Origin of the sequence: Paraburkholderia phymatum, from assembly GCF_038900715.1 — a bacterium.
GTDB classification, from domain to species: Bacteria; Pseudomonadota; Gammaproteobacteria; order Burkholderiales; family Burkholderiaceae; genus Paraburkholderia; species Paraburkholderia phymatum_A.
The window spans coordinates 1-21,416 of record NZ_JAYMRZ010000009.1 but is presented as its reverse complement, the minus strand read 5'-3'; the positions used below and the strand labels follow the sequence as shown (position 1 = coordinate 21,416).

Below are 21,416 nucleotides of genomic sequence, written 5' to 3'. Positions count from 1 at the left end.
CTTCAGTGCGTCCAGCCCCAGAACATCAGCCACCACGCACTATCGACGACCGCCAATGCCGCCATGAACCATACCATCGCGAGCCCGCGCTGCAAAATGCGCGCGGTATAGCGGCGCGTCACGAGCCACGCGAGCCACGCGCTCCATGCGTTCGCGATCATAAGAATCCCAATGCGCACGTCCGAGGCCCAGTCGATGGGCACATGCTCGGCCTTCAGCAGCGACAGCGTCGTCGCCGAGAGCCCGAGGAACACGCCCGTGCCCGCGATCGGAATCAGCGCCTGCGCGAGGTGATGCAGGCGCGTCGTGTCGAAGCGGCCCAGCGTGCGCGCCGCGCCCGCCAGCAGCGCCAGCAGCGCCGTGCCGTAGAACGCGCCCGTCGCGAGGATGTAGCCGATGATCATCCCGCCGTCGAGCCACGAGAAGACGTCGTTCTGCTCCGGATAGTGCGTGAACACGAACCACGGCGCATTCGTGTCGAGCGGCCACATGATGTCGTGATCGATGAACCACGTGGCGAGCGTCTGCTTCACGTCGATGAACCACGGCGAGCCCGTCCAGTGGAACGCGCCGATCGCGATGCCGAGCAGGCCATACAGGATCAGCGCCGTGTCCCAGGCGCTCGCCTGCTTGTCGCCGAGATCGACCACTTCGGACGACGGCTTGCGCCACGTCAGCGCAATCGCGTCGCGGTGCCCGCTGCAACGGCCGCACATATGGCACGACGACGCGCCCTTCATGTTGCGCAACGGCACGAGCGGCGCGCAGTTGATGGGAATGACCCGATGACCGTGCTCGCCCTGCTTGTACGAGCGGCGCCACGCGTCTTCATCGACTTTGTAGTGAAACGGCGCGAGGCGCGCCAGAAGCGAAAAGACCCCGTTCACGGGGCACAGGTATTTGCACCAGACGCGCTTCTCACGGCCATAGAGCAATCCGATGACCATCGCGCCCAACGTGGAACCGCCGAGCACCAGCAACACCGCTTTCGGATATTGATAGACGCTGACCATCTGGCCGTAGATCGTCGTCAGACCGAATGCGACGAATGGCCAGCCGCCCCAGCGCATCCAGTGCGGAATGGCCCAGCCTCGTCCGTATTTGCTCGCGAATTCCGACAGCGCGCCTTCGGGGCACAGCACACCGCACCAGACGCGTCCGAGCATCACCATCGACAGCAGCACGAACGGCCACCAGATGCCCCAGAAAACGAACTGCGCGGCGAGCGTCAGGTTGTTCCACAGATGCGCGGTGTCGCCCGGCAGTTCAGTGAACGCGGGCACGAGAATCAGAAACGCGTAGACGCCGACGACCACCCACTGAATGCCGCGGATGACAGCGCCGTGGCGCTGCATCCAGTGGCCGACTTCCACAAGCCGGCTGCGGCGATTCGCAACGACACTGCTCATGCCGCGCGCCCCGCGGGTTGCCGCGCCGGGCCACGCTTCGCGCGGCGCAGCAGCAACCAGACGACGGCCCAGTACAGCGCGTAGGTGATCAGGTTCATCAACGCCGGATGAGCGCGATAGCCGGTGAGCGTCGCGACGAGCGAGCCGAACGTGCTGGAGTCGTCGAGAATCATCGACGTGTTCCACAGCCGGTCGACAATGGTCGGCAGGATTTCCTTGTCGATCAGCTTGTCGACGCCCGTCTGGAACAGACCCGCGCCGAGGAACAGCAGCATGATTTCCGTGATGCGGAAAAAGAGCCGCCACGAAAAGATCTTGCCGCCCAGTTGCAGCACGTAGAACGTGATGAACGCAAGGCCGAGGCCGACGACAACGGCGATCACCTGGCTCGCGTCCACATGACCCGACTGGCCGAAGCCGAGACCGTACAGGAAGATCACCGTCTCGCTGCCCTCACGCGCGATCGCGAGCGCGACGAGCACCGCGACACCCCACCAGTTCGCGTCCTGCGTGCTCTTCTTGAGCGACTGTTCCATGTCCCGTTTGAGCGTGCGTCCGTGCGACTTCATCCACAGCACCATCTGCACGATCAGCACGCAAGCGATCAGCACCATCGCGGTCTGGAAATAGTCCTGCGCATCGCCTGACAGCACCTCGGTGAATCCGACCAGCGCCGCGCCCAGGCCGATCGCGGCCAGCACGCCGGCCCCCACGCCCGCCCACAGGTACGGCAGACCATGACGCGCCTGCTCGTCGCCATTCTTCAGCCACGCGTACAGAATCCCGACGACGAGCAGCGCCTCGACGCTCTCCCGCCAAACGATGAACACTACCTGACCCATCGAAACCTCCAACTGCCTCAGTGGACGCCGCGCGCCCGTGTTACGGCTCGTGCTGCCGCGACGACGTCACTTGGCGACGATCACGCCCTGCGCCTGTTGATGGAAATCGTCAAAAAACTTGTACGTACCGGGATCGAGCGGAGCGATCACGACGACGGATTCGGCGCCCGGCGCCAGAACCTTCTCTTTGCGCAGCTCGACGCTCTCGAATTCCGCCGCGCCCTTACCCGTATTCTTCACTTCGATTCTGATGCGCTTGCCGGCGGGCACTTCGATACGCGCCGGATTCAGCTTGCCGTCCGTCATTTCCAGCTTGAACGTCACGGCTTCGTCCGCGTGCGCCAGCCCGATGAACGATGCCGCCAAGGCTAGAACGGCGATCTTCTTGTTGACTCTCATGCACCCTTCCTAGAAATACGGCGCGCTCTCACACGCCGCTCACTTCATTGGGGATCGCGATGCGATCGACGGCGATCAGTAACCGCCCTTCTTGCCGATGCCCGCGAACGCGAAATCGTACTCGAGCGTGAACGGCTTGAACCACGCACCAACGCCCGTTTCCTTGTCGACGTGACGGCCGAACGCCATATGGCCCGTCTGCATCGGCGGCTCGACGATCAGCTTCAGGTGATACTTGCCCGGGCCGGCGAGCTTGACGTTGTCGCCGTAGTGCGGACCGTCGTCGGCAACCATCGGCATCAGATCGCCCTTCTGGTCGTAGCTCGAACCCGGCTTGGTCAGCTCGTAGCGCACTTGCAGATAAGGCATCCAGTCGCCTTCGGCGAAACCAGTCGGATTCTTCTTGACTGCATGGATGTCGGCCTCGAGGTGGATGTCGGAATCCGATGCCTTACGCATCATGCCTTCGGGATCCATCGTGATCGGCTGCAGATACACGGCGCCGATTTCCATGCCGCCCTGGATCTGCTGCTTGCCGATCGGATATTCAGCGGCCGACGCCGACATCGCGGCAACGGCAGCGAGGACAGCAACCCCGCCGCTCAGAATTGACGAAACGCGCATTGAAACTCCTTTGTTTTTTTAGACTGAAGCAAGGAAAAACCGAAAACGAAAACGCGCGTCGCAGAGATTTCGCATGCGCATTTCTTCACGTCTTTCGCCAATTGTTCGATGCCGTCAGCGCAAGTGCGAAAACAGTAACGAACGGTAATGCGAACTATTCTCAATACGTGATTCAGTTTATCACTCTTCAAGTGGAAGAACAAATGCGAATGCGTGGAAAGCCTTGCTGCAACAGGGTCTTACGGGAAGCTTAAGCAGCGTTTTCAGAAGGATGCCGTCGTTGCGATCCAGCGAACGGGTGGGCGCGGCGGCAAAGCGCCGCACCGGATCATCTGTGCGTCTTGAGGAACGCTGCGAAAGCCTAATCCGTGCCCGTCAGATGATCGCCGACGTTCGCACCGAACACCCGCTCGCACAACAGGGCAATCTCATCGCGCACCCGAGCCGCCTTTTCGAATTCGAGATTCTTCGCGTGCTCCATCATCTGCTTCTCAAGCCGCTTGAGCTCCTTCGCGATCTGTTTCTCGGACATGTCTTCGAACTTCGCACGGACTTGCTGCTCCTTCAGTTCGGCGCGCGCCTCGTCGACGTTGTAGACGCCATCGATGATGTCCTTGATCCGCTTCACGACGCCGCGCGGCACGATGCCCATCTTCTCGTTGAACGCGATCTGCTTCGCGCGCCGCCGCTCGGTTTCGTCGATCGCACGCTTCATCGAATCCGTGATCCGGTCCGCATAGAGAATGGCCTTGCCGTTCACGTTGCGCGCGGCGCGGCCGATCGTCTGGATCAGCGAACGCTCGGCGCGCAGGAAGCCTTCCTTGTCCGCGTCGAGAATCGCGACCAGCGAAACTTCCGGAATATCCAGTCCTTCGCGCAGCAGATTGATCCCGACCAGCACGTCGAACGTGCCCAGCCGCAAGTCGCGAATGATCTCGACGCGCTCGACGGTATCGATATCGCTGTGCAGGTAGCGCACCTTCACGCCGTGATCGGCGAGAAACTCCGTCAGCTGCTCGGCCATGCGCTTGGTCAGCACGGTGACGAGCACGCGGTCGCCGGCGGCCACGCGCTCGTTGATCTCGGCCAGCACGTCGTCGACCTGCGTGCGCGCCGGCCGCACGTTGATTTCAGGATCGACGAGACCCGTCGGACGCACAACCTGCTCGGCCACCTGCCCCGCCGTCTTTTTCTCATAGTCGGCGGGCGTCGCCGAGACGTATACGACCTGGCGCATCTTTCGCTCGAACTCGTTGAACTTGAGCGGCCGGTTGTCGAGCGCGGACGGCAGCCGGAAACCATAGTCGACGAGATTTTCCTTGCGCGCGCGGTCGCCGTTGTACATGCCGTTCAACTGGCCGATCAGCACGTGCGATTCGTCGAGGAACATGATCGCGTCGGTCGGCAAATAGTCGACGAGCGTCGGCGGCGGCTCGCCGGGCGCGGCGCCCGAGAAATGCCGCGAGTAGTTCTCGATGCCCTTGCAGAAGCCCAGCTCCTGCAGCATTTCCAGATCGAAGCGCGTGCGCTGTTCGAGCCGTTGCGCTTCGACGAGCTTGCCGTCGTTGTAGAAGAACTCGAGCCGGTCACGCAGTTCGGACTTGATCGTCTCAACGGCACGCATCACGGTCTCACGCGGCGTCACATAGTGCGACGACGGATACACGGTGAAGCGCAGAATCTTCTGACGCACGCGGCCCGTGAGCGGATCGAACAACTGAAGCGTGTCGATTTCGTCGTCGAACAATTCGACGCGCACCGCCATTTCCGCATGCTCCGCCGGAAAAATATCGATCGTGTCGCCGCGCACGCGGAACGAACCGCGCTGAAAATCGGCCTCGTTGCGGTTGTACTGCATCGCAATGAGACGCGCGATGATGTCGCGCTGTCCGATCTTGTCGCCGGTGCGCAGCGTCAGAATCATCTGATGATATTCCGACGGATTACCGATACCGTAGATCGCCGACACCGTCGCGACGATCACGACATCGCGCCGCTCCATCAGACTCTTCGTCGCCGACAGACGCATCTGCTCGATGTGCTCGTTGACCGATGAGTCCTTTTCGATGAAAAGGTCGCGCTGCGGCACATATGCTTCCGGCTGGTAGTAGTCGTAGTACGAGACGAAATACTCGACGGCATTGCGCGGAAAAAACTCGCGAAACTCCGCGTACAGCTGCGCTGCGAGCGTCTTGTTGGGCGCGAAGACGATTGCCGGCCGGCCCAGACGCGCGATTGTGTTCGCCATCGTGTACGTTTTGCCGGAGCCCGTCACGCCGAGCAGCGTCTGGAACGACAGACCGTCCTCGACGCCTTCGACGAGCGTGTCGATCGCCGTCGGCTGGTCGCCGGCAGGCGGATACGGCTGATAGAGCCTGAACGGCGAGTCCTTGAACGTGACGAATTTGGATTCGTCGAGAGCGTCGTTGACTTCACTCAGATGATGTTCGGACATGGAAGCGGCACCTCGGCCCCGGAGCAAACGACTATTCTAGCGTTTTGCGAACGGTCGAGCCGACGCCCCGCCTCGCGTCTGGAACCGCGCCGGACCACCCACGCCGTTGCACCGAAAATAGCGTGCGCACAGCCAGAAAACATCGCCAGATCGCTGTTTTCATTGCAAATTAATCCATCTGCCAACGCGACCAGCGCAAAAAACCCCGGCGAGATTCGTTACAATGGCACGTTCGCGCCCGCGCGGCTGTCGTCGAATGCTTGATCGGGACCCGAGCATGGCTCCCGTCGCATAGTCCGAACCTGGCCGCCCGCGCCGCATGCGGTTCCTAGCAGCATCCGAAGTCGTCCCTCTTTTCACTACTGCCGAATCATCATGTCTCTGTTCTCCGCCGTCGAACTTGCTCCCCGCGACCCGATTCTGGGCCTGAACGAAGCCTTCAATGCCGACACGCGCACCACCAAGGTCAATCTGGGTGTCGGCGTGTACACCAACGAAGAAGGCAAGATTCCTCTGCTGCGCGCCGTCCGCGAAGCGGAAAAGGCGCGCATCGAAGCTGCGTTGCCGCGCGGCTATCTGCCGATCGAAGGTATCGCCGTCTATGACGCAGCGGTGCAGAAGCTGCTGCTCGGCAACGACTCGCCGCTGATCGCCGCCGGCCGCGTCGTGACGGCGCAGGCGCTGGGCGGCACGGGCGCGCTGAAGATCGGCGCGGATTTCCTGAAGCGTCTCAATCCGGCGGCGAAGGTCGCGATCAGCGATCCGAGCTGGGAAAACCACCGCGCGCTGTTCGAAAGCGCAGGCTTCGCGGTCGTGTCGTACCCGTACTACGACGCGAAGACGCATGGCGTGAATTTCGAAGGCATGCTGTCGGCGCTCAATAGCTACGCGCCGGGCACCGTCGTCGTGCTGCACGCGTGCTGCCACAACCCGACGGGCGTCGATCTCTCCGTCGACCAGTGGCGCCAGGTCGTCGAAGTCGTGAAGGCACGCGAACTGGTGCCGTTCCTCGACATCGCCTATCAGGGCTTCGGCGACGGCATCGACGCCGACGCGGCTGCCGTGCGCCTCTTCGCGCAATCGGAGCTGAACGTGTTCGTGTCGTCGTCGTTCTCGAAGTCGTTCTCGCTGTACGGCGAGCGGGTCGGCGCACTGTCGATCATCACGGGCGGTAAGGAAGAGGCAGCGCGCGTGCTGTCGCAACTCAAGCGCGTGATCCGCACGAACTATTCGAACCCGCCGACGCATGGCGGCGCCATCGTCGCAGCGGTGCTCGCTTCGCCGGAACTGCGCGCAACGTGGGAAGCGGAACTGGGCGAAATGCGCGACCGCATCCGCGCGATGCGCAATGGTCTTGTCGAGCGTCTGAAGGCGGCGGGCGTCGACCGCGATTTCAGCTTCGTCAACGCGCAACGCGGCATGTTCTCGTACTCGGGTTTGACGGCGCCGCAAGTCGACCGTCTGCGCGAAGAGTTTGGCATCTACGCCGTCAGCACGGGCCGTATCTGCGTGGCCGCGCTGAACACGCGCAATCTGGACGTTGTGGCCAACGCAGTTGCTGCCGTCCTGAACTAAGTCGTGACGGGAGACGGCGTATGACGCCGTCTCTTCTCTCATGGCAGTTAATGCTGCCAGTCAAAAGGCGCTCCCGTGAGCGCCTTTTTCATGTCGTGCCCACTCGTCCACTTGCCCTCACGCCGACTCGCGGTCACATGCCGACGCGACGGCAACGGTGCGTTCAATGCCACACGTCATCACCACGCGCCGAACCAATGCGCTCAACGTGAATCGCGATGAATGTCGTGCGTGACGAAACTCGCGTCGTTGTCCGGCATGTCGAGCCAACCCGGTTGCGCAAGCGAGTTGCGGATATCGTCCAGACCGCTTTCCCAATGCTGATGCATCGTCGACAAGCCGAACTGGTAGTCCTTGTAGTGCCCTTCGTACTCCTTGTCCCGGTAGATCAGGTGAATGATGTTGTAGCGCTTCGAGCAGGCAAGTTGCTCCGCGAGCTTGCACCACGGATCGTTGCGATGCTCGGGCGACACGCGCTCGAGCACTTCGCGCAGTACATGCCGAAAGCGCTGCGAATGCTGCATCGTGTCGGTGACGAAGCGCGTCCGGCTCGAATACTGGATGTCTTTGACACGCCCCTGCACGTCGGTGATGTTGTCGGGCACGGGGCCAATCGCGCTCCACAGATCGACCTGAAAGGCGAGCGTATCGCGGCGCGGGCTTGCCTGCGCCACCTCGGCAAGCGGCGTATTCGACATCAGTCCGCCGTCCCAGTAGTACTCGCCGTCGATCTCCACGGCCCCGAAGCCCGGCGGCAACGCGCCTGATGCCATGAAATGCTCGGGCGTCAACGTCGTATGCGTGTTGTCGAAGTACGCGAAGTTGCCCGTATGCACGTTCACCGCGCCGACCGACACGCGCATCTCTTTCGAATTGATCCGGTCGAAGTCGCATAGCCGCTCGAGCGTCGCCTTGAGCGGCGTCGTGTCGTAGTAGCTCGCGTTTTGAGGCGGAACCGACACGGCAGGCAACGGCGGCGGAAAGCGCGGCGTGAAGAAACCCTTCTGCCCGTCGACGAGCGCGCCTACTGCCTGCATCGCCGTGAACATCTTGCGCACGGAGTCGTTCGAGTTGAAGAGCGCGTGCTCGATGGACGGCGGCACGGGCGGACCGTAGGCCGGCTGGCAGATCGTCTCCCAGAACTCGTGCAGCCTTTCGACGCGATGCCTGGGCGCATTGCCCGCGATGATCGCCGTGTTCAGCGCGCCGATCGAAATGCCCGCGAGCCAGTTCGGCAAAATGCCCGCCTCGTCGAGCCCCTGATAGACGCCTGCCTGATATGCACCGAGCGCGCCGCCGCCCTGCAGCACCAGCGCGACCGTTTCGTACTGTGGCAGCTCGATGTGATGACTGGCGCGAACGCCGGGCGACGCGCCCATCCGTTCGCCCTCCTCTGCACCGGCGCCGCCGGCGCGCTCCCGCTTCACGCTGCGTTGTGATTCGCGTTGCGCCATCATCACCCTCCGTTCTTATTGCATGTACCAGCCGTGGCTCACGATGAACGATTGGCCTGTGAGCGCAGCCGTCGGGAATGCCGACAGGAACAGCACCGTCTGCGCGACATCTTCAACGGTCGTGAATACGCCGTCCACCGTGCTGCCCAGCATCACGCGCTTGACCACTTCTTCCTCGCTGATGCCCAGCTCCTTGGCCTGCTCGGGGATCTGCTTGTCGACGAGCGGCGTGCGCACGAAGCCCGGACATACGACATGGGAACGCACGTTGTGCTTCGCGCCTTCCTTCGCGAGCACGCGAGCGAGACCGAGCAGCGCATGCTTGGCGGCCACGTACGCCGACTTCAGCGGCGACGCTTCGTGCGAGTGCACCGAGCCCATGTAGATCACGATGCCGCCGCGATCGTCCTTGTACATGTGCTTGAGTGCGGCCTTCGTCGTGAGGAACGCGCCGTCGACGTGAATCGCCTGCATCTTCTTCCAGTCGGAGAACGAGTAGTTCTCGATCGGGTTGACGATCTGAATGCCGGCATTCGAGATCAGGATATCCACTGAGCCCAGTTCGGCCGCGACCTTGTCGATGCCCTGATTGACGGCGTCTTCGCTCGTCACGTCCATTGCGATGCCGAGCGCCTTGCCGCCGGCTTTCGTGATTTCTTCGGCAACGGCGTTTGCGCCGTCCTGGTTCAGGTCAGCGATCGCGACGGCCGCGCCTGCCGCCGACAGCGTCAACGCGATCTGCTTGCCGATGCCGCTCGCCGCGCCCGTGACGACGGCGACCTTGCCTTTCAGACTCTCATTCGATGACGACATCCAGAACCTCCATGCGGTTGATTGAGCAATGAGAACATGGCGCGCAGATAGCGTGAAGCTGGCCGAACGGCATATGCCGTTCGGCCGATTGTTGCGCTGCGGCCGACTTCGCTATTGTGCATGAACCGAAGCGAATGAAACACCAAAGGCACGTCTCGCGGAATCGGATTAATGTGTGATGTTCCGGCGACGACACTTACAAGGAGATCTGGATGAACTACCGACGTCTCGGCCGTTCCGGCCTTCAGGTCAGCGAGCTGTCCATCGGCTCATGGGTGACTTACGGCAATCAGGTGGACCGGCGCGCCGCGCGGGAATCGCTGGCGGCTGCGCGCGACGCGGGCGTCAATTTCTTCGACAACGCCGAAGTCTATGCGGGTGGTCGATCCGAAGAAATCATGGGCGAGGCGCTGAAGGAACTGAACTGGCCGCGCGTGAGCTATATCGTCTCCACGAAATTTTTCTGGGGGCTCAACGAAGCGCCCAATCAGTATCACACGCTCAATCGCAAGTACCTGCTCAACGCAATCGACGGCTCGCTGAAGCGTCTGCAACTCGATTATGTCGACCTCGTGTTCTGTCATCGTCCTGACCCGCACACGCCCATCGAAGAGACGGTATGGACGATGAGCGACATGATCGCGCGCGGCAAGGCGCTGTACTGGGGCACGTCGGAATGGAGCGCCGACGAGATCCGCGCGGCCTATGAAATCGCCGAGCGGCATCATCTGCACAAGCCCGTGATGGAGCAGCCGCAATACAACCTGTTCCACCGCAAGCGCGTCGAAGACGAATATCGACGGCTCTACGAGGACGTCGGCCTCGGTCTCACGACGTGGAGCCCGCTTGCTTCGGGACTGCTCACGGGCAAGTACCGCAACGGCGTGCCAGCCGGCAGCCGCGCGGAACTGCAAGGCTACGACTGGCTGCGCAAGGAAGTCACCGACGCGGGCAGGAACAACATCGTCGGCCAGCTCGGCGAACTCGCGGATGAACTTGGCTGCACCGTGGGGCAGCTTGCGCTTGCATGGGTCCTGACGAATCCGAACGTCAGCACGGTCATCACGGGCGCGTCGCGCGTCGAGCAGGTCGAGGAAAACATGAAGGCGCAGGATGTCGCCGAGCAGATCACGTCGGAGATCAAGTTCAACATTGAAGCGATTGTCGGCGACGCTTACGACTAGGCTTTCGAAAGGACGGGGATCGGACATGGGTCAAGCGCGGATCGGGCACCCGCCGATCCGATCATGCGTCCGGCCGGCACGGCGCACCGCCTGCGCCGGCCGCGCTGGCCGCTCGCGCACCTCGTTCGCTTGCCTCGTTCGCTTGCCTCGTTCGCGTACGTTGTTCACGTACCTCGTTCGCGTACCTCATTCACGTACAATACGCGGCCGCATAACCCGCCTCTTCTAGCGCTTTTCATCGCCATGCTCAGTTACCGCCACGCTTTTCATGCAGGCAATCACGCCGACGTCCTGAAACACGCAGTCGTCGTGCAACTGCTGCGCTATCTCGGACAGAAGGACAAGGCGTACTGGTATATCGACACGCACGCTGGCGCGGGCGTGTATTCGCTGAAAGAAGGGTACGCGACCAAGACCGCGGAGTTCGAAACGGGTATCGCGAAGCTGTGGAATCGCAAGGACTTGCCGCCTGTGATTGCGGAGTATGTCGATGAAGTGTCCGCGCTGAATGCCGACGGCGAGTTGCGTTTCTATCCAGGCTCGCCCTATCTCGCGTGGCGGCTGATGCGCGAGCAGGACCGCATGCGCCTGTTCGAATTGCATAGCACCGAAATCGACGTGCTGCGCCATAACTTCCGCGATGCCGGCCGGCGCGCGATGCTGTTCGCGGGCGACGGCTTCGATGGCATCAAGACGCTGCTGCCGCCCGCGCCACGCCGCGCGCTCGTGCTCGTCGATCCGTCCTATGAAGACAAACGCGACTACGCGCGCACGCTGACGTGTGTCGAAGAAAGTCTGAAGCGCTTTGCGACGGGAACGTATGCGGTCTGGTATCCGCAAGTCGCGCGTCCGGAGTCGCAGCGTTTCCCCGAGCAGCTGAAACGGCTGCAGGACAAGAACTGGCTGCATGTGTCGCTGACGGTCAGCAGCCCGCCCAGCGATGGCTTTGGACTCTTCGGCAGCGGCATGTTCATTCTGAATCCGCCCTACACGCTGCCGAAGATGATGAAGGAAACGCTGCCGTGGCTCGTCGAGACGCTCGGTCAAGACAAGGCCGCGCAGTTCAAGATCGAACATCGCGGCGACTGAGCCGCGTCAGGCCGATCGCCGATCGCGGACTCAGCCTTAAGCGATAAAACAAGCGCGTGCATTAGAGAAGGAGGAGCCAGCACACAAGGCACTGCTCGCTCGCAACGCCCGAACTACTTGGCTTGCTCGTCCGCCTTGCGCGCGAAATCGTTCGTATAAGTCGCCTTCAGGTCGATCTTCGACGCGTCGAGCCGTGTATCGAATGACGAAAGCGCGCGCAAGGCCGTCGGCGGCCCGTCTGCGGGCATCAGGCCATCCGGCGAATAGGCTTCGCGGACGTTGTGAAAGGCATCGATATACAACGCCTTGTCGTTGAGCAGATAAGCGGGGGGCACCATCTTCACGATGTCGGCGTCGCTGGCCGTCTGAAGCCAGCGGTCCGCGCGCACGATCGCGTTGGCCAGAGCCTGAGTCGTCTTCGGATATTTCTGGATGAAGCTATCTGGTGCGTAGAGCGTCGCCGCGGGCATCGTTCCGCCGAATACTTCCTGCGTGCCCTTCACAGTGCGCGTATCGACCAGCACCTTGATGTTGCCCGAACGCTGCAGCTTGGTCATCATCGGATCGACGTTCGATAGCGCATCGACCTGTCCGTTGCTCACGGCGGAAATCACCGTCGCGCCGCTGCCGACACCGATCACCGAGATATCGCTGCGCTGCACTCCTGCCTTGCGCAGTGCGACTGTCAGAACGAGGTCAGTCGACGAGCCCGGCGCGCTCACGCCGACCTTCGCGCCTTTGAAATCGGCCAGAGTTTTCAGCGTGCCGGCCTTCTCTTTCGTCACCGCCACGACGATCTGAGGCGCGCGGCCCATCAGCACGAACGCGCGATAGTGCTGGCTTTTCGCCTGCATGAAGATCGTGTGTTCGTAGGCACCCGCGCCGACATCCGCGCTGCCGCCGACCACGGCTTCCAGCGCCTTCGAGCCGCCCGCGAAATCCTCGAGCGTCACGTCGAGGCCTTCGTCCTTGAAAAAGCCCAGTTGCTGCGCAGTCAACACGGGAAGGTAGTAGAGGCCGGGCAAGCCTCCGACGGCCATCGTGAGCTTCGGCTTCTCGGGCGTCTCTTTCGCGATGGCGGGATACGTCGCGAGCGCGAGCAGCGCTGCACATGCGCCCATCGCGCGCCGGAACCAGAGGTTAGACATTCGTCGTCTCCTGTCTTTTTCGAGTTGTCCGTCTCGCTGCGTTGGACGCGCTGAACGTGTGCGCGCGTGTGCCGCGAGCGATGATTGCGCAACGATTGTCGTCGGATGATCCGGCGCGCGCCATGCGCCGAAACCCGAATGATGGGTGATCAATCCGCGCACAAGTGAGGAATACTTGCGCGAGGCAAGCCAGCCGGTCTATTGCGAGCGAGGCGCGGGCCGCGGATGCGGCTGTGGCGGCGGATACGGCGCCGGCGCGCCACCCGGCACCTGGATATACGGCGCGACCACATACGGTGGTGTCGAGCCGTTGTTGTACGGCAATTCTTCGGGCGCCGCGATCGGCTCGGCTTCGACGATGCGTCTCGTCGAAAGCGGTCCCGTCTGCAATATCGTGCCGCTCTGGCCGTCGCTGATGCCGCTCTGCGTATCGAGAATCAGCGGCTGACGGCTCGCCGGCGAAGCGGCGAACACCGCCGATGCCGCCCCCAGCAGCACGACGGTCGCTGCGGATCGCAGCAGAAACATCGATTGGTTGGAAAACATGAGCGCCCCGGTTGATTGTAGGAATGCCGGTTATCGCAAAAACATCCTACATTACCGCGACGACGGCGTTCCGGCTAGTCGTCGAAGCCGCCGCGCACGATCTGCTGGCGCCAGATATGACAAAGCCCCGCATGGCGGGGCTTTCGTATCGCTTTGGGCTCGCGGCGAACAGCGTGCCGCTTGGCCGGGGCGATCGGCTTACAGCGAGTAGCCGTTGGTTTCGAGCGAGCGAATACGCTGCTCGAGCTGAACGATATCCGACGACGCTGCGAGGTAAGCCTCACGGCGGCTACGTTCGGCAGTTTCAAACCAGTTGCTCAGCTTTTCGACCAGAAACGCAATCATGATGAACTCCAAGGATCAATGAAGAATCCCCGGTGGGTTGGACATCAGGGATTTCCCGTAAGAGGGTTAACCCGAATTATAGCGATCTGGTGCAACCTTGCCAGTGAATTGCCCGAATGATGTGCATTCCGTTTTGGAATGGTGCATCTTAATCCCGTAGGCAAACCGTTGATTTTCGACAGATTTTTAAGATTAGTCGCAAAATCGCCCGGAACAGGCACTATAAACGCACCAATTCAGTGCAATCCGTGCGATTGCGCACAACGTCGCGTCGCTGTTTTTCAATGACTGTGACAATCGGGCGCGCCGTCTACCGGATCAGCGGCGGCAAGGCCTTCGATGATCGGGCAATCCGGCCGGTCATCGCCATGGCAATGCTCCGCGAGATGCGCCAGGGTATCGCGCATCTCGGTCAGTTCGGCGATGCGGTGATTGAGTTCGGCGACGTGCTCCAGCGCGATCGATTTCACTTCCGCGCTCGTGCGCGTCCGGTCGTGCCACAGCGCGAGCAGCCTGCGAATGTCCTCGACGGGAAAGCCCAGCCGCCGCGCCTGGCGGATAAAGCGCAGCGAATGCACCTCCTGCGCGCCGTAAACCCGATATCCCGCCGACGTGCGTTCCTTTGCCGCGAGCAACCCGACGCTCTCGTAGTAGCGGATCATTTTCGCCGTCACGCCCGACGCGCGCGCCGCTTGACCGATATTCATCGCCCGTTCCCCACTCTGCTTGCACGATATGTTGCACGATTCTTGACCTTCCCACGATGGGAAGGTCAATCATCTAGTTGCCGGTCGACAGGCATAATTCAAGGTTGCAGAACTGACAAGCCAAAGGAAAAAGCATGAGCATCGAATTCAAGGTAGAAGGCATGAGCTGCCAGCATTGCGTCGCGGCCGTTACGCGTGCCATACAGGAACACGACGCGCACGCGCAGGTTCACGTCGATCTGCCTGCGGGCAAGGTCGCCGTCCAGTCGGGCGCATCTGTCGACACGCTCAAGGCCGCCATCGACGAAGCCGGCTACACGGTCGTCGCCGTCGACGGCCATTGAGCCAGGGAACGCAGATGTTCAAGGTTGCCGTTATCGGCGCATCGGGTCTGCTGGGGCGGGCCGTCGTCGGCGAGCTCGCCCGGCAGCGTGACTGGCAACTCGTGCAGACCGCGTTCAGCCATCCGGGCCCGCAAAGCGTGAGGCTCGACATCCGCGATGTGGATGCCGTCACGCAGTTCGTCGAGCGCGAGCAACCCGATGCCATCGTGATCGCAGCGGCCGAGCGCCGACCGGATGTCTGCGAGCACGATCCGGCGCTCGCGCGCGCGTTGAACGTCGACGCCGTGCGCGCGATTGCGTCGGCTGCGCGGCGGCGCGGCGCGTGGGTGCTGTCCATTTCCACCGACTACGTGTTCGACGGCACGCAGCCGCCCTATCGCGACGACGCGACGCCATCGCCGATCAACGCGTATGGCCGCAGCAAGCTGGAGGGCGAGCGGGCGCTCGGCGAATCGACTGACCTGGGCTGCGTGCTGCGCTTGCCGCTGCTGTTCGGGCCGATCGTCGGCTGGCAGGAGTCGGCGGTGACGAGTCTCGTGCCCGCGATTGCCGCGTCGGCAAGCGCGGCGCCCGACGCCAAGGCCGCCGTGATGGACGCGTGGGCGATCCGCTATCCGACCTATACGCCGGATGTGGCCGTCGTCGTGCGGCAATTGCTGGAGCGGCACGCGCACGGCGAGGCGGTGTGCGGCACGGCGCAGTGGTCTGGCGACGAGCCGATGACGAAGTACGACATCGCGCAACGCCTCGCAGACGCGCTGCAAATCGACGCGCAACTCACGCCGCAGCACACGCCAGCGGACTCGACGCCACGTCCGCACAACTGCCATCTGGACTCGTCGCGGCTCGAAGCGCTCGGCATCGGTCGGCGCACACCATTCGATACGGCGATCCGCCAGGTGCTCGCCCAGTTTCCGTGGCGCGGTTAGCGCGATCAGTGGAAATCGCGGCTCGTCGATTGCAGCCCGCCCAACAGATGCGACATATCGACGAGCCGTTGCGCCACGAGGTGCCGCACTTCGCCCTCGCATTGCCACGTGCCGTAGACGGCGAGCAGCGATGCGCCCAGCGCTTCCCGCCTCTGCTTCTCCAGCAGGCTCGGCCACACGATCACATTGACGTTGCCCGTCTCGTCCTCGAGTGTCACGAACAGCACGCCTTTCGCCGTGCCGGGCCGCTGCCGCACGGTGACGATCCCGCATCCGCGCGCAAGGCGCCCATTGCGATAGCTGCGCAACGTCGACGCGGGCATCAAACGCTGCTCCAGCAACACGGGCCGCAGCAGTTCCAGCGGATGACGGCCGAGCGTCAGCCCCACTGACCGGTAATCCGCGACGATGTCCTGCGCCTCCGACGGCGCGCCCAGTTCGGGCGTGTCGTCCTGAACGGCGGCGGCGGACAGCATGTCCTTGTCGGGCACGACAGCGACCGAATGCCACAACGCCTCGCGTCGGTTGCCCGCCAGCGACGACAGCGCATTCGCATCGGCGAGCACATGCAGGTCGTGCCGGTTGAGTTGCGCCCGGCGCGCGAGATCGTGGACGCTCCTGAACGGGCGCACCGCGCGCGCGTTTTCGATGCGCTCCGCCGCGCCGTCCTTCATGCCGCGCAACAGCGACAGCCCGAGGCGCACAGCGGGACGCGCGCTGCCCGCCACCGTTTCAAGCGACGAGTCCCAGCCGCTGACGGTCACGTCGGCGGGCAAGACGATCACGCCATGCCGCCGCGCGTCCTGCACGAGTTGCGACGGCGAATAGAAGCCCATCGGCTGGCTGTTGAGCATCGCGGCGAGAAACGCCTCGGGCTCGTGGCATTTCAGCCAGCTGCTCGTATAGACCAGCAGCGCAAAGCTCGCCGCGTGGCTCTCCGGAAAGCCGTATTCGCCGAAGCCCTTGATCTGTTCGAAGATGCTCTCGGCGAAACTCTGCGGGTAGCCACGCTCCTGCATGCCGTTGACGATGCGGTCGTAATATTTGATGAGGTCGCCCTTGCGTTTCCACGCGGCCATCGCGCGGCGCAACTGATCGGCTTCGCCCGGCGTGAAACCTGCCGCGATAATCGCGACCTGCATCACCTGCTCCTGGAAGATCGGCACGCCGAGCGTGCGCTCGAGCGCGACCTTCAGCTTGTCGTTCGGATAACTGACGGGTTCGAGCCTTTGCCGCCGCCGCAGGTACGGATGCACCGCTCCGCCCTGGATCGGCCCCGGCCGCACGATCGCGACTTCGATCACGAGATCGTAGAACGTTTCCGGCTTCAGACGCGGCAGCATGCTCATCTGCGCGCGCGATTCGATCTGAAACACGCCGATCGTATCGGCGCGCGAGATCATGTCGTAGGTCTCTTTGTTTTCCGGCGGAATGTCCTGCATCTCGAAGCGCTCGCCGCGCCGCTCCGACACAAGATCCAGCGTGCGCCGGATCGCCGACAGCATGCCGAGCGCGAGCACATCGACCTTCAGCAAGCCAAGCGATTCGAGATCGTCCTTGTCCCACTCGATCACGGAACGATCGGCCATCGCCGCGTTCTCGACGGGCACGAGCCGCGTGAGCTTGCCCCGGCTGATCACGAAGCCGCCCGAATGCTGCGACAGATGGCGCGGAAAATTGAGCAGTTGCGACGCGAGCCGCGCCCACGCCTGAATCAGCGGCTTCTCCGGATCCAGCCCCGACTCTTCGAAGCGCTTGAGCAGATCGTGACTCGTATCGAACCAGTGATGCGACTTCGCGACGGCATCGACGATCTGCGGATCGATGCCGAGCGCCTTGCCCGTCTCGCGCAACGCGCCGCGCGGCCGGTACGTCGACACGGCCGCCGCGATCGCCGCGCGGTCGCGTCCGTACTTGCGATAGATGTACTGGATCACTTCTTCGCGCCGCTGGTGTTCGAAGTCCACGTCGATGTCGGGCGGCTCGCCGCGTTCCTTCGAGATGAACCGCTCGAACAGCATGTTGCCGCGCGCCGGATCGACCTCGGTGACACCAAGGCAATAACACACAGCCGAATTGGCCGCCGATCCGCGTCCCTGACACAGAATGTGCTGGCTGCGCGCGTAACGCACGATGTCGTAGACGGTCAGAAAGTACGGCTCGTAGCCGAGGTCCGCGATCAGTGCGAGTTCGTGCTCGATCTGCTCCTGCACGTTGTGCGGAATGCCCGAAGGAAAACGCCGCTGCGCGCCGAAATACGTCTCCTGACGCAGGTATTGCGTCGGCGTGTAGCCTTCTGACACGAGTTCGTCGGGATATTCGTAGCGCAGTTCGTCGAGCGAAAACGCGCAGCGCGACAGCACGCTGATCGTCTCGCGCAACGTATGCTCGGGATACAGATTCGCAATGCGCAGACGCGAACGCAGATGCTGTTCTGCATTCGGCGCAAGCTCGTAGCCGCACTCGTGCACCGGCCTGCCGACGCGAATCGCCGTCATCGTGTCCTGCAGCGGCTTGCGCGAGCGCACATGCATCACGACGTGACCCAATGCGACGACGGGCACGTTCTGCTTGCCCGCGACATATTCGAGCGCGCCGCGATGAATGTCGTCCATCGCGCGCTGATGCAGCACGAGCCCGACCCATGCGCGGCCGGGAAACGTTTCGTCGAGCCATTCGACCTGCGCTTCGAGCGCCTCTTCGTCCGCGGGAAAATCGGGAACGAGGATCGCGAGGCAATCGGGCATGCCGCGCAGATGTGCATTCTCGCGATCGGGCCGCGACAGATCGTGCGGCGTCAGGCGATATTCGCCCTTCGGCGCGCGCGTGCGCGCGAGCGTGATCAGCTCCGACAGATTGCCGTAGCCCTCGCGATTCTGCGCGAGCAGAATCAGGCCGAACGCGGGCGTGCCATCGGCATTACGCAACCGGAAATACGACCCGATGACGAGCGGCAAGCCCACTTCCTTCGCCGCGACATGCGCGCGCACGACGCCCGCGAGCGAGCATTCGTCGGTGATGGCAAGCCCCGAATAACCCAGCTGAAACGCGCGCCCGGCAAGTTCTTCCGCATGCGACGCGCCATGCAGGAACGTGAAGTTCGAAAAGCAGAACAGCTCGGCGTAGGCCGGCAACGCATTGAATGTGGTGTCCATCGCGCGTCATCCGAACAGGCCGTGCAGGAACCAGCGCGGCTCCTCTTCGGCATCGCGGCTGCTGATGCGCTCGCGATAAACCCAATAGCAACTGCGGTCTTCGCCTTGCATGACGAAGTAATCGCGCGTGACGAATGCGCCGTCGAACCAGCCCGCTTCGATCCGCTCGCCCGGCGACACCATCTTCAGCGGCGAGCCGTAAAACGGCCGGTGCTGACGCATCAGCAGACGCACGGGCGTCGCCAGCATCCATGTCGGACGCGGCAGGCCCTTCGGCAACTGCATCTTTTTTTCCGCGTGGCTCACGGGCACCCAGCGGTTCGCGATCTCCGGCCGGTAGTCGGCCGTCGGCGCGGGACGCAATACGTTTTCGTCTCCGAGACGCGCAACCAGCAGCTCGATCAGCCGCGCGTGATCCGCCGGCGAGCCGCCCGGCTCGGGAAAGAGCTGATCGGTGGCGGGCGCGGCCGTATCGACCTTCGACGCATCGAGCCGCACCGCAATAGCCGGTGCATCCAATGTGAGACGATGCAGCCGCTCCTTCACGAGGCGCAGCAGATGGTCTTCGCGCCAGGCGGCTTCGCCCAGTGCAATGTCGATCGACGTCGGTGCGATGGCTTCGCGGCCGCGCTCGTGCTCGAACGACAACGTGATCGCCATCACCGCCAGTTGCTTCGCGCACAGCCAGCCGCACAGCTGCACGATCAGACGATGCGCGGCGAACACGGCGCCATCCGCATGCTCCAGACGATCGGGCAATTCGAGGCGCGCGCTGAACGTGGGCGGCAGCTCGAGCCAGTCGAACAGTTCCGGCGCGGTGCCGAACGCGCGGTCGAGCGAATCCAGCAGATGCTCGCCACAGCGCCGCTGCAGACCGGCGCGCGGCAGACGGCGCACATCGGCAATCGATTCGCAGCCCAAGCCGCCGAACCAGTCGGCAAACGGACGGATCTCCGGCACGGCGAGCATCGGCAGCGGCGCGAGCACGCGCTCGAGCGACGCGAGTTGCAGCACGCGCCGGTTGCCGTGTTTCGCCAGAAGCCATGCGCCCTGCCCGGTCGGCGCGGCGCTGATGCGCGCCGTCAAGCCGAGCGCGTCGAGAACCGCCTTCGCCTGACGGCATAGCGACAACAACCCGCCGAAAAGCCGCAAGCTCGCGCCGACTTCGACGAGCACCGTCGCTTCGCCGAGCAACGCGACATCGGGCGAAAACTTCATCAGCGCCACGCCGACTTCGCGCTGCGCCGCGTTTTCGCGTGCGATGTCGCGCTCGTACAGGGCCGTTTCCGGTGACAGCGTCAGCACGCCACCGCGCTTCATGCCCAGTCGCACGCCTGCCGCGCGCGCCGCGCTGTCGGCAATCGCGACCTTGTCCTTCTCCAGCACCGCGCTGCCGTGCACGGGCTCAGGCGACCACCTCGGTCGAAAGACTTCGAGCGGCAACTTCGGCAGATGGACGGCGAGAAAGACGCGCATGGCGAGAAAGCAGAACAGGAGTGGGTTGAAGAGGAATCGACAGAGGCTCCGCGCGTGTTGGGCCTCGTCGTTTCACAATGTCGACCATCAGACCGTCGGCCGAGGGGCGTAACGCCAGCCGCAATAGCGCCGGCGATGAGTCCTGAGCCGAGGCGAGCGGCCGGACCATGATGAAGAGCGTCTCCGACGACTGCGCGGCCAGATGGAGACGCCGCAGCGACGACGCCTGCGCATGCTGCGCCCACAGGACCAGCGCGCCGCAACTGCCGGCACGCAGGATCTGTTCGGCGGACCAGAAGGCGTCGGCGCTTTTGGGGGCTTTGATCTGCAGCAGCCTGTCGAGCGAGAGCCCAATGTAATTGAGGCCCAGGCCGTCCGGAATATGCGGCGGCTGAACGAGAGCAACGGGCCGATCGCCCAGTGAGCTCAATGCCGGCCGCAACAGCCGCATCTCGCCGACGCCCGGCACCTGGACCAGCAAATCGACAAGCGCGCCGATGGGCCAGCCACCGCCGGGCAACTCCGTCGATAACGCGGGATAGCCGGTGTCGAGCGTGCGCCGCCCGCCGCGCGCGAGCTGTGAGGCTCGCCATAGCGACGGATGAATCTCTTCGGCACGGGTGGCGGGAGCTGACATCGACGTAGGAAAATACCTGTATATTTATACAGTATCCTACACGGAAAATTGCGAAATGAATCGCGCCCCTTTTTTGGTTTGGGCTTGCTTTTCTTATGAATTAAATGCTGTGGCTGATTGGGTTTTCTGTGCTTTGGAGCCTTTAAAGGCGCTTCAATTGGGCGGCGACAATTATCGTGGCCGGTCGTTGACGTTTGTTTTGGCCGGTGGTGAGGAGTCGCAGGCGGCGTAGCCGCCGGAGACGACGAACCACCGGCGGCGCCGCGTCGGCGGGGCAATAGGATG

At 63.0% G+C, this 21,416-nt stretch carries 20 protein-coding genes; 6 read left to right on the top strand and 14 right to left on the bottom strand.

Annotated features, from left to right (window positions below):
• Positions 1 to 2 precede the first annotated feature (2 nt).
• The 5 genes from VSR68_RS17825 to uvrB form a co-directional block, all read right to left on the bottom strand.
• Entirely contained in the window at positions 3 to 1,409 is a 1,407-nt protein-coding gene (locus VSR68_RS17825) for a 4Fe-4S binding protein (RefSeq protein WP_342941103.1), read from the bottom strand.
• Positions 1,406 to 2,251: an FTR1 family iron permease gene (locus VSR68_RS17820; protein WP_342941102.1), complete on the bottom strand. Its 846-nt coding sequence runs from the start codon at positions 2,249 to 2,251 to the stop codon at positions 1,406 to 1,408. The genes VSR68_RS17825 and VSR68_RS17820 overlap by 4 nt, the downstream gene beginning before the upstream one ends.
• Before the next feature lie 66 nt (positions 2,252 to 2,317).
• Positions 2,318 to 2,650, bottom strand: a complete 333-nt coding sequence (locus VSR68_RS17815) for a cupredoxin domain-containing protein (RefSeq protein ID WP_342941101.1) — start codon at positions 2,648 to 2,650, stop codon at positions 2,318 to 2,320.
• A 75-nt stretch (positions 2,651 to 2,725) separates the two neighbouring features.
• Positions 2,726 to 3,274 (bottom strand): iron transporter, encoded by a 549-nt coding sequence (locus VSR68_RS17810; RefSeq protein ID WP_342941100.1) that lies wholly within the window; start codon positions 3,272 to 3,274, stop codon positions 2,726 to 2,728.
• A 361-nt stretch (positions 3,275 to 3,635) separates the two neighbouring features.
• Entirely contained in the window at positions 3,636 to 5,729 is a 2,094-nt protein-coding gene (gene uvrB, locus VSR68_RS17805) for an excinuclease ABC subunit UvrB (protein WP_342941099.1), read from the bottom strand.
• A gap of 375 nt (positions 5,730 to 6,104) precedes the next feature.
• Between uvrB and VSR68_RS17800 the strand changes: the two genes are divergently transcribed.
• Positions 6,105 to 7,304: an amino acid aminotransferase gene (locus VSR68_RS17800; protein WP_342941098.1), complete on the top strand. Its 1,200-nt coding sequence runs from the start codon at positions 6,105 to 6,107 to the stop codon at positions 7,302 to 7,304.
• 203 nt (positions 7,305 to 7,507) lie between these two features.
• Here VSR68_RS17800 and VSR68_RS17795 read toward each other — a convergent pair whose 3' ends face one another.
• Both VSR68_RS17795 and VSR68_RS17790 read right to left on the bottom strand, forming a co-directional pair.
• Entirely contained in the window at positions 7,508 to 8,758 is a 1,251-nt protein-coding gene (locus tag VSR68_RS17795) for a patatin-like phospholipase family protein (RefSeq protein ID WP_342941306.1), read from the bottom strand.
• Between the two features lie 15 nt (positions 8,759 to 8,773).
• Complete coding sequence (locus VSR68_RS17790; RefSeq protein ID WP_342941097.1) at positions 8,774 to 9,571, bottom strand: 3-hydroxybutyrate dehydrogenase; 798 nt, start codon at positions 9,569 to 9,571, stop codon at positions 8,774 to 8,776.
• A 212-nt stretch (positions 9,572 to 9,783) separates the two neighbouring features.
• Here VSR68_RS17790 and VSR68_RS17785 point away from each other — a divergent pair, with 212 nt between their 5' ends.
• The gene (locus tag VSR68_RS17785) at positions 9,784 to 10,755 is read left to right on the top strand and encodes an aldo/keto reductase (protein ID WP_342941096.1); all 972 of its coding nucleotides are present in this window, start codon (positions 9,784 to 9,786) and stop codon (positions 10,753 to 10,755) included.
• A gap of 243 nt (positions 10,756 to 10,998) precedes the next feature.
• On the top strand, positions 10,999 to 11,844 hold the full coding sequence (locus VSR68_RS17780) for a 23S rRNA (adenine(2030)-N(6))-methyltransferase RlmJ (RefSeq protein ID WP_342941095.1): 846 nt from the start codon (positions 10,999 to 11,001) through the stop codon (positions 11,842 to 11,844).
• Positions 11,845 to 11,957: 113 nt separating this feature from the next.
• On the opposite strand, the gene VSR68_RS17775 is transcribed toward VSR68_RS17780, so the two are convergent.
• The 4 genes from VSR68_RS17775 to cueR all read right to left on the bottom strand — a co-directional run bounded on the left by VSR68_RS17775 (position 11,958) and on the right by cueR (position 14,590).
• Complete coding sequence (locus tag VSR68_RS17775) at positions 11,958 to 12,992, bottom strand: ABC transporter substrate-binding protein (RefSeq protein ID WP_342941094.1); 1,035 nt, start codon at positions 12,990 to 12,992, stop codon at positions 11,958 to 11,960.
• Between the two features lie 198 nt (positions 12,993 to 13,190).
• Positions 13,191 to 13,538, bottom strand: coding sequence for a hypothetical protein (locus VSR68_RS17770; RefSeq protein ID WP_342941093.1), 348 nt, complete (start codon positions 13,536 to 13,538; stop codon positions 13,191 to 13,193).
• Positions 13,539 to 13,736: 198 nt separating this feature from the next.
• Positions 13,737 to 13,883 (bottom strand): DUF3563 family protein, encoded by a 147-nt coding sequence (locus tag VSR68_RS17765; RefSeq protein ID WP_152760862.1) that lies wholly within the window; start codon positions 13,881 to 13,883, stop codon positions 13,737 to 13,739.
• Between the two features lie 281 nt (positions 13,884 to 14,164).
• The gene (gene cueR / locus VSR68_RS17760; RefSeq protein WP_342941092.1) at positions 14,165 to 14,590 is read right to left on the bottom strand and encodes a Cu(I)-responsive transcriptional regulator; all 426 of its coding nucleotides are present in this window, start codon (positions 14,588 to 14,590) and stop codon (positions 14,165 to 14,167) included.
• 134 nt (positions 14,591 to 14,724) lie between these two features.
• On the opposite strand from cueR, the gene VSR68_RS17755 reads away from it, so the two are divergent.
• Complete coding sequence (locus VSR68_RS17755; RefSeq protein ID WP_342941091.1) at positions 14,725 to 14,934, top strand: heavy-metal-associated domain-containing protein; 210 nt, start codon at positions 14,725 to 14,727, stop codon at positions 14,932 to 14,934.
• A gap of 14 nt (positions 14,935 to 14,948) precedes the next feature.
• Complete coding sequence (locus tag VSR68_RS17750) at positions 14,949 to 15,863, top strand: SDR family oxidoreductase (protein WP_342941090.1); 915 nt, start codon at positions 14,949 to 14,951, stop codon at positions 15,861 to 15,863.
• Positions 15,864 to 15,868: 5 nt separating this feature from the next.
• Here VSR68_RS17750 and VSR68_RS17745 read toward each other — a convergent pair whose 3' ends face one another.
• From VSR68_RS17745 to imuA, 3 genes are read right to left on the bottom strand one after another with little or no spacing between them, the layout of a single operon-like run.
• Complete coding sequence (locus tag VSR68_RS17745) at positions 15,869 to 19,018, bottom strand: error-prone DNA polymerase (RefSeq protein WP_342941089.1); 3,150 nt, start codon at positions 19,016 to 19,018, stop codon at positions 15,869 to 15,871.
• 6 nt (positions 19,019 to 19,024) lie between these two features.
• Positions 19,025 to 20,494, bottom strand: a complete 1,470-nt coding sequence (locus VSR68_RS17740) for a DNA polymerase Y family protein (protein ID WP_342941088.1) — start codon at positions 20,492 to 20,494, stop codon at positions 19,025 to 19,027.
• Entirely contained in the window at positions 20,424 to 21,131 is a 708-nt protein-coding gene (gene imuA, locus VSR68_RS17735) for a translesion DNA synthesis-associated protein ImuA (RefSeq protein ID WP_342941087.1), read from the bottom strand. The genes VSR68_RS17740 and imuA overlap by 71 nt, the downstream gene beginning before the upstream one ends.
• Before the next feature lie 55 nt (positions 21,132 to 21,186).
• On the opposite strand from imuA, the gene VSR68_RS17730 reads away from it, so the two are divergent.
• Positions 21,187 to 21,363: a hypothetical protein gene (locus VSR68_RS17730; RefSeq protein WP_342941086.1), complete on the top strand. Its 177-nt coding sequence runs from the start codon at positions 21,187 to 21,189 to the stop codon at positions 21,361 to 21,363.
• Positions 21,364 to 21,416: the final 53 nt, after the last annotated feature.

Bases quoted from the DNA above. Each gene is read 5' to 3' on its own strand.
- VSR68_RS17730 (WP_342941086.1), top strand. From the start codon at position 21,187: ATGAATCGCGCCCCTTTTTTGGTTTGGGCTTGCTTTTCTTATGAATTA.
- VSR68_RS17785 (WP_342941096.1), top strand. From the start codon at position 9,784: ATGAACTACCGACGTCTCGGCCGTTCCGGCCTTCAGGTCAGCGAGCTG.
- VSR68_RS17795 (WP_342941306.1), bottom strand. From the start codon at position 8,758: ATGGCGCAACGCGAATCACAACGCAGCGTGAAGCGGGAGCGCGCCGGC.
- VSR68_RS17790 (WP_342941097.1), bottom strand. From the start codon at position 9,571: ATGTCGTCATCGAATGAGAGTCTGAAAGGCAAGGTCGCCGTCGTCACG.
- cueR (WP_342941092.1), bottom strand. From the start codon at position 14,590: ATGAATATCGGTCAAGCGGCGCGCGCGTCGGGCGTGACGGCGAAAATG.
- VSR68_RS17775 (WP_342941094.1), bottom strand. From the start codon at position 12,992: ATGTCTAACCTCTGGTTCCGGCGCGCGATGGGCGCATGTGCAGCGCTG.
- VSR68_RS17800 (WP_342941098.1), top strand. From the start codon at position 6,105: ATGTCTCTGTTCTCCGCCGTCGAACTTGCTCCCCGCGACCCGATTCTG.
- VSR68_RS17780 (WP_342941095.1), top strand. From the start codon at position 10,999: ATGCTCAGTTACCGCCACGCTTTTCATGCAGGCAATCACGCCGACGTC.
- VSR68_RS17750 (WP_342941090.1), top strand. From the start codon at position 14,949: ATGTTCAAGGTTGCCGTTATCGGCGCATCGGGTCTGCTGGGGCGGGCC.
- VSR68_RS17815 (WP_342941101.1), bottom strand. From the start codon at position 2,650: ATGAGAGTCAACAAGAAGATCGCCGTTCTAGCCTTGGCGGCATCGTTC.
- VSR68_RS17820 (WP_342941102.1), bottom strand. From the start codon at position 2,251: ATGGGTCAGGTAGTGTTCATCGTTTGGCGGGAGAGCGTCGAGGCGCTG.
- VSR68_RS17740 (WP_342941088.1), bottom strand. From the start codon at position 20,494: ATGCGCGTCTTTCTCGCCGTCCATCTGCCGAAGTTGCCGCTCGAAGTC.
- VSR68_RS17755 (WP_342941091.1), top strand. From the start codon at position 14,725: ATGAGCATCGAATTCAAGGTAGAAGGCATGAGCTGCCAGCATTGCGTC.
- VSR68_RS17810 (WP_342941100.1), bottom strand. From the start codon at position 3,274: ATGCGCGTTTCGTCAATTCTGAGCGGCGGGGTTGCTGTCCTCGCTGCC.
- VSR68_RS17745 (WP_342941089.1), bottom strand. From the start codon at position 19,018: ATGGACACCACATTCAATGCGTTGCCGGCCTACGCCGAGCTGTTCTGC.
- uvrB (WP_342941099.1), bottom strand. From the start codon at position 5,729: ATGTCCGAACATCATCTGAGTGAAGTCAACGACGCTCTCGACGAATCC.
- VSR68_RS17770 (WP_342941093.1), bottom strand. From the start codon at position 13,538: ATGTTTTCCAACCAATCGATGTTTCTGCTGCGATCCGCAGCGACCGTC.
- imuA (WP_342941087.1), bottom strand. From the start codon at position 21,131: ATGTCAGCTCCCGCCACCCGTGCCGAAGAGATTCATCCGTCGCTATGG.
- VSR68_RS17825 (WP_342941103.1), bottom strand. From the start codon at position 1,409: ATGAGCAGTGTCGTTGCGAATCGCCGCAGCCGGCTTGTGGAAGTCGGC.
- VSR68_RS17765 (WP_152760862.1), bottom strand. From the start codon at position 13,883: ATGATTGCGTTTCTGGTCGAAAAGCTGAGCAACTGGTTTGAAACTGCC.